The organism is Pseudomonas sp. NY15372 (genome assembly GCF_048068215.1).
Lineage (GTDB): Bacteria > Pseudomonadota > Gammaproteobacteria > Pseudomonadales > Pseudomonadaceae > Aquipseudomonas > Aquipseudomonas guariconensis_A.
On sequence record NZ_JBLUPY010000040.1, the window covers coordinates 24,395 to 37,461 of the forward strand.

Genomic DNA, 13,067 nt, shown 5'->3' on the forward strand with positions numbered 1-13,067 from the left:
CTCGTTTTTGCGCAATCAGTCTGCCAGCAGGGCTGGCAATGAAGGGCGAATACGATACACCTGCAATTGCGAAAGATTAAGTGAAGTCTGCCATCGGCAATGACTATGCGGTGCGCCAGCACTATCTACCGCTATTGCCTCCCACGCTCGTACTACCTTGTCCGCCCTTCCCTCCATCGCGAGCGCGCCATGCACCTGACACAGCAACAACAGAAGGACTACGAACACCTGACTCGACTCGCCACAGAGCTCGCCGAGGCCTGCCCCGACATGCGCCAGATGGCTCGCAAAACCGCGCAAGGCCTGCTGGAAAAGCATCAGCTTGGGACGCTCGAGCCAGATCAGGTGTATTTCCATCGTTTCCATAACGCCTCGAGCAGCTCACGCACGTTCAACGGCTGGCAGCATCATGCCCCACCCTACCAGTCACTGACCTTGCCGCAGTTGGTGATGCGTCGATTCGATCCCGCCGAACAGGACAACTACGACCAGCTTGAAACCTATACCGGCTTCTATTCCGAAGGGCCGGGCAAAGGGGCCTATGATGAAAGCAATGAGGTTCGCCTGCTGGCCAAGGATGCGCTGGACTATTTCTGGCAGGTTGATTTCAGCAGCCAGTTCCGTCTGCGCCTGGATACGTTCTGGAGCGAGCACCGCGATGCCTACCGAACATTGACCAAAGCCCACTTTCTCAGCGCGGTCCTGCATGTGCAAACGCTCGGGAATGACAGCCCTCTGGCCAAACGCGCCCTGCGCGTAGCTCAGGCACTGGCTGGAAGATTTACGTGGCCTCCCTCCCTGGAACAACTCCAGCAAGAGGTCATCCCCCCCAAGGGTTTCAAGATAGGCACTTTCGATATCGGGGGGTACATCGCCAGCGATGTGCTCAGGGTCGTGATGGACGACGGCTACCAATTGCTCTATTTGCCAGGCGAAGGTGAGGTCTTGAAGCTCTTCGCCAATGAGCGGGAGCTTTACGCCTGGGTGTTGGCAAGCACACGCACTCCCCGCGACCGGGCGCGCTTTCTCAGCCATTTTCCGCTCTCCAGCGCGGCCCCGCACGAGCCCAACGTGGGCCTGAAGCACTTGCTCGATGTGATGAGAAGCCAATGGGACGCCCACCACCCATCAGGGCTCAACACCCTCGACTACAGCCTGCTCACCGATGCCTTCAGCCAACTGCGCGACAGCGCCCAGCAGCGGATGCTCAGCGATGTACGCTCATGCCTGCATTCCAATGCCGACCTGCGCAAGCAGCTGTGGATCGGTTACCTGGGCGCCTTCAATCGCGTATTCGGCCCCTTGGCCGCGCTGGATTGGCCATTGGCCTTGGCCGCGGTGGGGGCAGGCCTGGCAGAGACGGGGCTGGACATCGACCAGGCTATCAATGGTCATACCACCGTCGAACGCAAGGCAGGCGTTACCGCGGCAATCCTGGCCGGGATCAATACGTTGTTCAACGTTGCATTGCTGGCCTCATTCAAGCTGGGAGGCAATGCCGAGCCTGCGTATCCAGCACCGGTAGAACCTGAGATACACACCTATGAGCCCGAGCCTGCCACGCCCAGTGAAATCCAGCAGTGGGTGCCCGAATCCTTCCAACCCGAGGCATTTGCATCGCAGGTTGAAAAGCTCCAGAGCAATGTCATCCTGCCAGACGTGACGAGCCACGGGGTGCACTCACTGAACGGCAAGCAGTACGTGATGGTCAACGACCTGGTCTATCAGGTGCGCTATGCCGGAGAAATCAACACATGGCTCGTTGTCGACCCCGAGGCGCCCTACTCGTTCACGCGCACCGTTCCGATATTCCAGGACGCCGAGGGCAATTGGCAGTTCATCGCACGCCTCGGACTCAAGGGTGGCGGCCTGCCAAGGCCCTTGCTGCGCGCCTGGGGACGCCTCAGGCCACGCCCCGCCCTGGCACCGCTGGAGCCGACGCGCTATGAAGTGCCCGAAGCCCAACGCCAGGCGCTCAAACGCGCCGCACTCGATGGCCAGGGGGAATGGGCGCTACGGGACCCTGACAGCGGCCCGCCCTATAGCACATACCAGCAACTGCGCGATCAACTGGCCACCGATGCAGCGCAGTTCTATGCCCACTTCGAGCAACCGCCACGCCCATTGATACCTCGAATGCGTCCCGCCGCCAGCTCTCCGGAAATCATTCGAAGCCTGTACGAGAACTGCCAAGGCTTGGTGGTTGGCGAGTCCCATATCGAACAAAGTGCCAAGCAGTTCCTCATCGTGAATATGCAGCACTTGAAGAACCAAGGCGTCAAGGTGCTGTACCTGGAGCATTTCATGACCGACTTTCAGCAGGTGGAGCTGGATGTATTCAACCGAACCGGTGCGCTGCCAGACGAGTTGAAATCCTACATACAGGAGCGGGACGCACGCTCCTCGCTTGGGCCCACGCCCTACACCTTGAAAAAAGTGCTGTATGAAGCATACAGCCGAAACATCAGGATCCAGGCCATCGACTGCATGGCCAGTTACCGCCTGTTCTGGGAAGAGGAGCCTTTTCCTGCCTCACGCCAACGCATGATGAATTACTTTGCCCATGTCATCATCGAGGCCGACCAGGCACGACGCGGGCCCGCAAAGTGGCTGGCCCTGGTGGGAAACACTCACGTCAATACCTTCGACGGCGTGCCAGGCCTGAGCGAACTCGAAGGGACCATTGGGCTGCGCGTGCAGGATGTCGATCTTGACCAGCCTCGCACCATCGGGCCGGATACAGGATTTGAAGACTCGTTTGAGGGTGATAGGCACTCCGTCAGGTGCGACCTACTTCTGGAAACGCCTCTTCCACACCCCTGGATGTAGGCTTTGTACGAAACGTGCCGGCGCGACGATCAAGCCGTATTGAAAGCAGGCTCGGATGCACTCCCTACGCCTCGGAAAACGACAAGGGCGCCATACGGCGCCCTTGTGGCTCAACTCATTCCCACTCGATAGTGGCAGGCGGCTTGCTCGACACGTCGTAGGTGACGCGCGAGATACCGTCGATTTCGTTGATGATACGGCCGCTGACGGTCTCCAGCAGCTCGTATGGCAGGTGTGCCCAGCGAGCGGTCATGAAGTCCACGGTCTCGACGGCGCGCAGGGCCACGACCCAGGCGTAGCGACGGCCATCGCCGACGACGCCGACGGATTTCACCGGCTGGAACACCACGAACGCCTGGCTGGTCTTGTGGTACCAGTCGGCCTTGCGCAGTTCTTCGATGAAGATGTGGTCGGCGCGACGCAGCAGGTCGGCATATTCCTTCTTCACTTCACCGAGGATACGCACGCCCAGGCCCGGGCCCGGGAACGGGTGGCGGTAGACCATGTCGTACGGCAGGCCCAGCTCCAGGCCGATCTTGCGGACTTCGTCCTTGAACAGCTCGCGCAGCGGCTCGACCAGCTTGAGGTTCATTTCCTCCGGCAGGCCACCGACGTTGTGGTGCGACTTGATCACGTGCGCCTTGCCGCTCTTGGCGCCAGCCGACTCGATCACGTCCGGGTAGATGGTGCCCTGGGCGAGGAACTGGATGTTCTCCAGCTTGCTGGCCTCGGCATCGAACACGTCGATGAAGGTACGGCCGATGATCTTGCGCTTCTTCTCCGGGTCGGCTTCGCCGGCCAGGTTATCGAGGAATTGCTTTTCAGCGTCAGCGCGGATCACCTTGACGCCCATGTTCTCCTTGAACATGGCCATCACCTGGTCACCCTCGTGCAGACGCAGCAGGCCGTTGTCGACGAAGACGCAGGTCAGCTGGTCGCCGATGGCGCGGTGCAGCAACGCGGCAACCACGGAAGAGTCGACGCCACCGGACAGACCCAGCAGCACGTTGGCCGAACCGACCTGCTCGCGAACCTGGGCGATGGCGTCCTCGACGATGTTGGACGGTGTCCACAGGGCTTCGCAGCCGCAGATATCCTGCACGAAGCGGGACAGGATGCGACCGCCCTGCTTGGTGTGAGTCACTTCCGGGTGGAACTGCACGCCGTAGTAGCCACGGGCGTCGTCGAACATGCCGGCGATCGGGCAGCTCGGGGTGCTGGCCAGGATGTTGAAGTCGCCCGGCATCTGGGTGACCTTGTCACCGTGGCTCATCCACACGTCCAGGCCGAGCACGCCGTCATCGTCGACATGGTCTTCGATGCCATCGAGCAGGCGGCTCTTGCCGACCACGTCGACTCGGGCGTAGCCGAATTCGCGCAGGTCGGAACCTTCGACCTTGCCGCCCATCTGCTCGGCCATGGTCTGCATGCCATAGCAAATGCCCAGCAGCGGGACGTTCAGGTCGAAGACGGCCTGCGGCGCGCGCGGGCTGTTGGCTTCGTGAACGGACTCCGGGCCGCCGGCAAGGATGATGCCGCGCGGGTTGAAGGCACGGATCGCTTCATCGTCCATGTCGAACGGGTGCAGTTCGCAGTAGACACCGATCTCGCGCACGCGGCGGGCGATCAGCTGGGTGTACTGGGAACCGAAATCGAGGATCAGGATGCGGTGAGCGTGAATGTCGAGGGCCATGACTCAATCTCGTCAGTGGAAATCGGAAACGACGCGGGGCTGTCATGACAGCCCCGCTAACAGGTGTTGCTGGAAGCCTCAACCTACGCGGTAGTTTGGCGCTTCCTTGGTGATCTGTACGTCATGCACGTGGGACTCGGCCATACCGGCACCGGTGATGCGCACGAACTCCGGCTTGGTGCGCATCTCGTCGATGGTCGCGCTGCCGGTGTAGCCCATGGAAGACCGCAGGCCGCCCATCAGCTGGTGGATGATCGCCGCCAAGGCACCTTTGTAGGGCACACGGCCTTCGATGCCTTCCGGAACCAGCTTCTCGGCACCGGCCGAGGAGTCCTGGAAGTAGCGGTCCGAGGAACCCTGGGCCTGCGCCATGGCGCCCAGCGAGCCCATGCCGCGATAGGCCTTGTAGGAACGGCCCTGGAACAGCTCGACCTCGCCCGGGGCCTCTTCGGTACCGGCGAACATCGAACCCATCATGACGCACGAGGCGCCCGCGACGATGGCCTTGGACAGGTCACCGGAGAAGCGGATGCCACCGTCTGCGATCAGCGGCACGCCTGTGCCTTCCAGCGCGGCGGCGACATTGGCGATGGCGCTGATCTGCGGCACGCCGACACCGGCGACGATGCGGGTGGTGCAGATCGAGCCTGGGCCGATGCCAACCTTGACCGCGTCGGCACCGGCTTCGGCCAGGGCCTTGGCAGCGGCACCGGTGGCGATGTTGCCGCCGATCACCTGCACCTGCGGGTAGGTTTGCTTGACCCAGCGAACGCGGTCGATCACACCCTTGGAGTGGCCGTGGGCGGTGTCGACCACCACCACGTCGACGCCGGCGGCAACCAGGGCGGCAACACGCTCGCCGGTGTCCTTGCCGGTGCCGACCGCGGCGCCGACGCGCAGGCGACCCTGGTCGTCCTTGCTGGCCAGCGGGTAGGCCTTGGCTTTTTCGATGTCCTTGACGGTCATCATGCCCTTGAGGTTGAACTTGTCGTCGACGATCAGGACTTTTTCCAGGCGGTGCTTGTGCAGCAGCTCGCGGACTTCGTTCTTGTCGGCGCCTTCACGCACAGTGACCAGGCGCTCCTTGGGCGTCATCACCTCGCGCACCTTGGCGTCCAGGCGGCTTTCGAAACGCACGTCACGGGAGGTGACGATACCGACCAGGTCGCCGTTCTCCAGCACCGGAACACCCGAGATGTTGTTCAGGCGGGTCAGGTCGAACAGGTCGCGCACGGTGGCGTCGGCGTCGATGGTGATCGGGTCCTTGACCACGCCGGCCTCGAACTTCTTGACCTTGCGGACTTCGGCAGCCTGCTGCTCGATGGCCATGTTCTTGTGGATGATGCCGATGCCGCCTTCCTGGGCCATGGCGATGGCCAGGCGCGCTTCGGTCACGGTATCCATGGCGGCGGAGACCAGCGGAATGTTCAGCTCGATGCCGCGGGTCAAACGGGTCTTGAGACTGACTTCATTGGGCAGTACCTCGGAATAGCCAGGTACAAGGAGGATATCGTCGAAGGTCAGGGCTTCTTGGCTGATACGCAGCATCGCGGGGGCTCCCGGGCGGGAAAAATGGAAGCGCGCCATTATACTCATCCACGGCGCGCCGCTCAATGCAAAATAAGGGCCTTCGGTCAGCCTTGCGGCAGTTTTACCTGCACCACTGCCACCGGCTGGTCCAGCCAGTCGGCGAAGCTGTCGAGAAAGGCCTGGGTGAACCCGGCCTCGCCCCAGTTGTTGAAGATGAAGCCCAGGTTGGAAAAGGCACACGGCTGCAGGAACAGAAAGCCGTTGATGTCGTCCTCGAAACCGCACAGGGGGCAGGTGAAGTTGTCCGTCACCCCGGGCATCCATTCCTCCAGGCTTTCGAACAGCGGCTCGCCGACCTCACGCCGGCATTCAGGGCAGCCGGCCTCTTCGAGAAAGCCTTCGGTGGGCGTATAGATGCAGCGCTTGAGCATCACCTCCAGGCCGTTGACCTGTTCGCCGAAGGGGAGCTTCTCGGGGTGCAGCGCCACCTTGCGGGCACCTTCGGCCAGGGCATGGCCCATGCGATTGCCAGTGCGCCCACAGGTGCTGAGCTGCTCCTCGACGATCTTCTCGCGCACCAGCCAACGCAGGATCGCCCGGGCGCGGGCTTCGTGCACCGGCACGGTGGACAGTTTGGGGACGATGATGCTCTGGGTGTTCATGAACGAAACGGACCTGCGGACTGCGGTAGTGATGAGATTCTACCGCTCAACCACCGAGGTAGCGACCGATCAGCGCCAGCCCGCTGGCCAGCACCAACCAGGTGACCAAGCGCACGAAGGCCTCACGGGACAGCTTCTGGCTCAGGTGCCGACCTAACCAGAGCCCGACGACCATCACCGGTAGCAAGCATGCCGCGAGCCATAACAGGTGGGCATCGGCATACGCTCCGGCGATGAGAAACAGCGACAGGCGCACCACCGTGCTACAGCTGATCAGCGCACTCTGGGTCGCACGCGCCTGCTCCGTGGAGTCCAGCCGGGCATTGAGATAGATCGCATAAAGAAAACCCCCGCTGCCGAACAAAGCGCCGAACAACCCGCCCGCCGCGCCCATCGGCACGGCCCAGGCGCCTGCCAACCGCGCGGGCCGCACCTTTATCGCAAGGCCATACACGGCATACCCCGTCACGAACAGTCCCATCAGCAACAACAGAAGGTCTGACTTCAAATGCAGTAGGAAGACCACCCCCAGGGTGCAGCCCACCGCCATGCACGGCAGCAGCCTCAACAGCTCGCTGCGCGCCACCGCCCTGCGCGAGGGTAGCCAATTACCGAAGGCTGCCACGAAGTCCAACAGCACCAGCAGCGGGATGATCCGCGACAACGGCATGAAATGAATCAGTATCGGCCCTGCCACCAAGGCCGTGCCGAAGCCAGCAATGCCAAAGACGATGTAGGCAATGCCGACCCCTAGCAGGATGGGCAACCAATCAAGACCGGAAAACGGCAGTTGGGCGAGCATGGGCGTGATCCCTGACAAGACGCAGATAGGTTAGCCAGGCATGAGCCATGCCGACTAATATGCCTTTGCGCCCTCAGCCATCTCGAAAAGGCATGCCATGACTTCCATTCGCCAATTGCGCTATTTCGTGGAAATTGCCGAGAACGGCAGCTTCAGCGCAGCTGCCGAGCGGCTGTACATTGCCCAATCGGCCTTGAGCCGGCAGATCAAGGAGCTGGAACAGCAACTTGGCACGCCGCTGTTCGAGCGTACTGCCCGCCAGCCACGCCTGACCGCGGCCGGACTGGCGTTTCTCGACCGCGCCCGACACCTGCTGGCTGACCTGGACAAGGCCGAACGCCTGGCCCGGGAGATTGGCCAGGGCTTGCGCGGCAGCTTGCGCCTGAATCACTCCAGCACCGTTCCGTTGACCGGACGGCTGCTCGAGCGCCTGGGCGGCTATCTGGAGGCCAACCCCGGCGTTTCCCTGGAGATCGCTCAGCAATCGTCGGAAGCGCAGTTGGAAGATATCGCCGAAGGACGTCTGGAAATCGGCCTGCTTCGCCTGCCCGTATTGCGCCAACATCAGGACGTGGAAACCCATATCTTGTTCAGCGAGCCGTTGCTGCTAGCCGTGGCGGCAAGTCATCCACTGGCAAACGCCACGCAGGTGGACCTGGAGCGATTGCATGAGGAGCGCTTTATCTCCATCCCCCATCGGCAGCGAGGGGGGTTGAGCTATCTATCCGCTTCGTTGTGCATGAAGGCGGGGTTCTTTCCCCGGGCCGCGCAGGTCGTTTCTCGCAAGACCACCCAACTGCAACTGATCCAGGCCGGTTTCGGAGTGGCGCTGTTGCCGGCGTGCATGCGCGACATTGCGCCGGCCTCGGTGCACTTCGTACCGCTGGATGAGCCTTGCCAGAGCACCGTAGCCCTGGCGTGTCGACGAGAGGCCGGGGACCTGGTGCGCCAGTTCGTCTCGGCGATGCAAGGCTCGAGCGCCAGCACAGACAACCAGGTGTGATGTCCTTTATCATGCCCGCCATGATCAGAGACCCCTTCGAACGACTCGGGCTGGACCGCGAGGTCCTCACCGTCAGCCAGCTCAACGGCCGCGCCCGCGTGCTGCTGGAGGACGTGTTCCGCAGCGTCTGGGTGGAAGGCGAGATTTCCAACCTCGCCCGCCCGGCCTCCGGGCACATGTATTTCACCCTCAAGGACAGCGGCGCCCAGGTGCGCTGCGCACTGTTCCGGCAGAACGCCGCGCGTGTGCGCCAGGCCCTGCGCGATGGCCTGGCCGTGCGCGTGCGCGGCAAGGTCTCGCTGTTCGAGGGGCGTGGCGACTACCAGCTGATCCTCGACACCGTCGAACCAGCAGGCGATGGCGCCTTGCGCCTGGCCTTCGAGGCACTGAAGGAAAAGCTCGGTGCCGAGGGCCTGTTCAGTGCCGAACGCAAGAAACCGCTGCCGGCCCACCCGCAACGCATCGGCATCGTCACCTCGCCCACGGGCGCGGTGATCCGCGACATCATCAGCGTGTTCCGCCGCCGCGCGCCACAGGTTGAACTGAACCTGATCCCCACCGCCGTGCAAGGGCGCGAGGCCATCGGCCAGATCGTCCGCGCCCTGCGCCTGGCCGACAGCCAAGGCTACGACGCCCTGATCCTGGCCCGCGGCGGCGGTTCGCTGGAAGACCTGTGGTGTTTCAACGAAGAGGATGTGGCCCGTGCCGTGGCCGCCTGCGTGACGCCCATCGTCAGCGCGGTGGGCCATGAGACCGACGTGTCGATCAGCGATTTCGTCGCCGACGTGCGCGCACCGACGCCCTCCGCCGCCGCCGAGCTGCTGGCGCCGGACAGCAGTGGCCTGCAGCAACGCCTCGACAGCCTGCAGCGCCGCCTGCTGCTGCGCATGAAGAACCGCCTGGCCCATGATCACCTGCGCCTGGAAGGCCTGGCCCGGCGCCTGCGCCACCCCGGCGAGCGCCTGCGCCAGCAGGCCCAGCGTCTGGATGACTTGGACATGCGCCTACGCCGCGCCTTCATGCTCACCATGAACCAGCGCCACGAACGCCTGGGCCGTCTCGACACGCGCCTGGCCGCCCAACACCCGGGCCGGGCGCTCAAGCTGCTCGGCCAACGCCTGGACACCCTCGCCGAACGCTTGCCGCGGGCGATGCGCGACGTGCTCAAGGACCGCCGCCAGCGCTTCCAGGCACAGCTGCAGACCTTGCAGGTGGTCAGCCCTTTGGCCACCCTGGCGCGTGGCTACAGCATCCTGCTCGACGAGCACGGCCAGGCCATCCGCAGCGCCGCCCAGACCCACAACGGCCAGCGCCTGACCGCACGCCTGAACGAAGGCGAGCTCAAAGTGCGGGTCGAGGACAACCACCAGACCCCGGTCACCCTTTCGCTACTGGACTGACACATGCCCCGCCTGCTCGCGCCTTTGCTCGCCCTTTCCCTGCTGTTGCTCGGCACCCATGCCCAGGCCAGCTACATCACCCGCCAGCTGAACAAGCCGGTGCCCGGCGGCGTGGCAGTGGTCAACCTCGGCCCCGCCGCCACTGCGCCCGGCGCACGTTTCGACGGCAAGCCGGTGCTGGTGGTCCAGGAGCAGGGCAACTGGCTGGCCATCGTCGGCATCCCGCTGACCCAGAAACCCGGCACGGCCGTGATTACCCAGGGCGCTCGCACGCTGCCCTTCACCGTCGCCAGCAAGAAATACCCCGAGCAGCACATCACCCTGAAGAACAAGCGCCAGGTCAACCCCAACCCCGCCGACCTCAAGCGCATCGACCGCGAGCTTGCCGAGCAGATCAAGGCCTACCGCAGCTTCAGCCCTACGCTGCCGAGCAACCTGATCCTCGACAAGCCGGTCACCGGCCCCTTGTCGAGCAAGTTCGGCGTGCGCCGCTTCTTCAACGGCGAGGAACGCAACCCCCACGCCGGCCTGGACTTCGCCGTACCCGCCGGCACGCCGATCAAGACCCCGGCCAATGGCAAGGTGATCCTGGTGGGCGACTACTTCTTCAATGGCCGCACCGTGTTCGTCGACCACGGCCAGGGGTTCATCAGCATGTTCTGCCACATGTCGAAGATCGACGTGAAACCGGGCCAGGCACTGCGCCGCGGCGAGGTGGTCGGCCGCGTGGGAGCAACTGGGCGGGCGACCGGGCCGCACATGCATTGGAACGTCAGCCTCAACGATGCACGGGTCGACCCGGCGATCTTCATTGGCGCCTTCCAGCCCTGAACACTGCGGTACGCCCTTCACGGGGCAAGCCCGTTCCCACAGGTTTCATGTTGACTCGAGTCGCGCAGTGAACCTGTGGGAGATTACCCAGCCTTTCGGGCTGCGCTGTCGCGCAGAGAACAAGCGGCTAGCGCCGCCCCCCTGTAGGAGCGGGCTTGTCCCGCGATCGGGCCAGCCTACCCGACGGCATTTGCGCCCCCTGTAAAGACCGCGCAAGCGACGCTGCCTTTTCCAAAGCAATGAGCGATAAAATCTCGAAAACCTGGGGTTTTTGAGCATTTATATCAATTTTTCACAGAGGCTTGCCATCTCTCACCCCACTGGTTAGGGTTGAGGCATGAAAACCTCCAACACCCTCATTCTGCTTCGCCAACACCGCAGCCTCTGCCTGGTCAGTGCACGACTACCAGGGTGAATCGCGTCGCCTCGCCTTTTCATCTCGTTACGTTCGGCAGGCCCGATCACGGCCGCACACTAAAGGATTGCTTCCATGACCATGCTCAAAGACCCTTCGAAGAAATACCGCGCGTTCCCGACCATCGACCTGCCTGACCGCACCTGGCCGTCGAAGACCATCACCCAGGCGCCGATCTGGTGCAGCTCCGACCTGCGTGACGGTAACCAGTCGCTGATCGAGCCGATGGACTCGGAGAAGAAGCTGCGTTTCTGGAAGACCCTGGTGCAGGTGGGCGTGAAGGAAATCGAGGCCGCGTTCCCTTCCGCCTCGCAAACCGACTTCGACTTCGTGCGCACCCTGATCGAAGACGGCCACATCCCGGACGACACCACCATCCAGGTGCTCACCCAGGCCCGCGAAGACCTCATCGCCCGCACCTTCGAGTCCCTGCGCGGCGCCAAGAAGGCCATCGTGCACCTGTACAACGCCACCTGCCCGTCGTTCCGCCGCATCGTCTTCAACCAGGACAAGCAAGGCGTGAAGGACATCGCAGTCAACGCAGCCAAGCTGTTCGTCAAGTACGCAGCCCAGCAGCCAGACACCCAGTGGACCTTCCAGTACTCGCCGGAAACCTTCAGCGCCACCGAAATGGAGTTCGCCAAGGAAGTCTGCGACGCCGTGATCGAGGTATGGAACCCGACGCCTGAGCACAAGATCATCCTCAACCTGCCAGCCACCGTCGAAGTATCGACGCCGAACGTGTACGCCGACCAGATCGAGTGGTTCTGCCGCAACGTCAACCGCCGTGACAGCGTGATCATCAGCCTGCATACCCACAACGACCGTGGTACCGGCATCGCCGCCACTGAACTGGGCCTGATGGCCGGCGCCGACCGCGCCGAAGGCTGCCTGTTCGGCAACGGCGAGCGCACCGGCAACGTCGACCTGGTGACCTTGGCGCTGAACCTTTATACCCAGGGCATCGACCCACAGCTGGACTTCTCCGACATCGATGGCGTGCGCAAGGTCGTCGAGGAATGCAACCAACTGCCGGTGCACCCACGCCATCCGTACGTCGGCGACTTGGTCCATACCGCGTTCTCCGGCTCGCACCAGGATGCCATCCGCAAGGGCTTCGCCAAGCAGAAGGACGGCGAACTCTGGGAAGTACCGTACCTGCCGATCGACCCGGCCGACATTGGCCGCAGCTACGAGGCGGTGATCCGCGTCAACAGCCAGTCGGGCAAGGGCGGCATCACCTACCTGCTCGAGCAGGAATACGGCATCAGCCTGCCGCGCCGCATGCAGATCGAGTTCAGCCAGGTGGTACAGGGCGAGACCGACCGCCTGGGCCTGGAAATGACCGCCCAGCAGATCTACAGCCTGCTGCACAAGGAATACCTCCAGGCCAATACACCGTATGCATTGGTCAGCCATCGCCTGCAGGAAGAAAACGGCCACAGCGCCGTGGAAGTGGAAGTCGCCGGCGAAGGCGAAACCACCCTGCACTGGCGCGGCAAAGGCAACGGCGCGCTGGAGGCACTGGTCGCCGGCCTGCCGATTTCGGTCGAAATCATGGACTACAACGAGCACGCCATCGGCGCCGGTACCAACGCCAAGGCTGCGGCCTACATCGAACTGCGCGTGGCCGGCGGCCGCCCGGTGCATGGCGTGGGTATCGACGAGAACATCACCACCGCCAGCTTCAAGGCACTGTTCAGCGCCCTGAACCGCTCGCTGAGCCAGCAGGCTGCCAAGGCGGCGTAAACCGTCAGGCAGTGATCAAGGCCCGCATCCTTCGATGCGGGCTTTTTTATGTGCGCCAGGCATGGCGCGTTGCGCGTTAGCGCAACCCGCTTGGCTGTGGTGGCCGAGCAGGTGACTTGGAGGTGAAAGTCCTCTACACACCCGGCAAGGGGA

9 protein-coding genes are annotated in these 13,067 nt (G+C 63.2%); 5 read left to right on the top strand and 4 right to left on the bottom strand.

The window, feature by feature from the left end:
• Positions 1-105 precede the first annotated feature (105 nt).
• Positions 106-2,829 carry a dermonecrotic toxin domain-containing protein gene (locus ACNFG0_RS19970; protein WP_416766109.1) on the top strand — a complete coding sequence of 908 codons (2,724 nt, stop codon included), beginning with the start codon at positions 106-108 and terminating at the stop codon, positions 2,827-2,829.
• A 115-nt stretch (positions 2,830-2,944) separates the two neighbouring features.
• On the opposite strand, the gene guaA is transcribed toward ACNFG0_RS19970, so the two are convergent.
• From guaA to ACNFG0_RS19990, 4 genes are all read right to left on the bottom strand, one after another.
• Positions 2,945-4,522 (bottom strand): glutamine-hydrolyzing GMP synthase, encoded by a 1,578-nt coding sequence (gene guaA, locus ACNFG0_RS19975; RefSeq protein ID WP_196144522.1) that lies wholly within the window; start codon positions 4,520-4,522, stop codon positions 2,945-2,947.
• Positions 4,523-4,600: 78 nt separating this feature from the next.
• Positions 4,601-6,070 carry an IMP dehydrogenase gene (gene guaB / locus ACNFG0_RS19980; RefSeq protein WP_416766111.1) on the bottom strand — a complete coding sequence of 490 codons (1,470 nt, stop codon included), beginning with the start codon at positions 6,068-6,070 and terminating at the stop codon, positions 4,601-4,603.
• 86 nt (positions 6,071-6,156) lie between these two features.
• Positions 6,157-6,714, bottom strand: coding sequence for a sugar ABC transporter ATPase (locus tag ACNFG0_RS19985; protein ID WP_196144520.1), 558 nt, complete (start codon positions 6,712-6,714; stop codon positions 6,157-6,159).
• 46 nt (positions 6,715-6,760) lie between these two features.
• A complete protein-coding gene (locus tag ACNFG0_RS19990; RefSeq protein WP_196144519.1) occupies positions 6,761-7,516 on the bottom strand; it encodes a sulfite exporter TauE/SafE family protein in 756 nt (251 codons plus the stop codon).
• A gap of 97 nt (positions 7,517-7,613) precedes the next feature.
• Here ACNFG0_RS19990 and ACNFG0_RS19995 point away from each other — a divergent pair, with 97 nt between their 5' ends.
• The 4 genes from ACNFG0_RS19995 (at position 7,614) to leuA (ending at position 12,914) form a co-directional block, all read left to right on the top strand.
• A complete protein-coding gene (locus tag ACNFG0_RS19995; RefSeq protein WP_196144518.1) occupies positions 7,614-8,519 on the top strand; it encodes a LysR family transcriptional regulator in 906 nt (301 codons plus the stop codon).
• A gap of 20 nt (positions 8,520-8,539) precedes the next feature.
• A complete protein-coding gene (xseA, locus tag ACNFG0_RS20000) occupies positions 8,540-9,919 on the top strand; it encodes an exodeoxyribonuclease VII large subunit (protein ID WP_196144517.1) in 1,380 nt (459 codons plus the stop codon).
• A gap of 3 nt (positions 9,920-9,922) precedes the next feature.
• Positions 9,923-10,750: a peptidoglycan DD-metalloendopeptidase family protein gene (locus ACNFG0_RS20005; protein WP_416766113.1), complete on the top strand. Its 828-nt coding sequence runs from the start codon at positions 9,923-9,925 to the stop codon at positions 10,748-10,750.
• A gap of 490 nt (positions 10,751-11,240) precedes the next feature.
• Entirely contained in the window at positions 11,241-12,914 is a 1,674-nt protein-coding gene (gene leuA, locus ACNFG0_RS20010) for a 2-isopropylmalate synthase (RefSeq protein WP_196144515.1), read from the top strand.
• Positions 12,915-13,067: the final 153 nt, after the last annotated feature.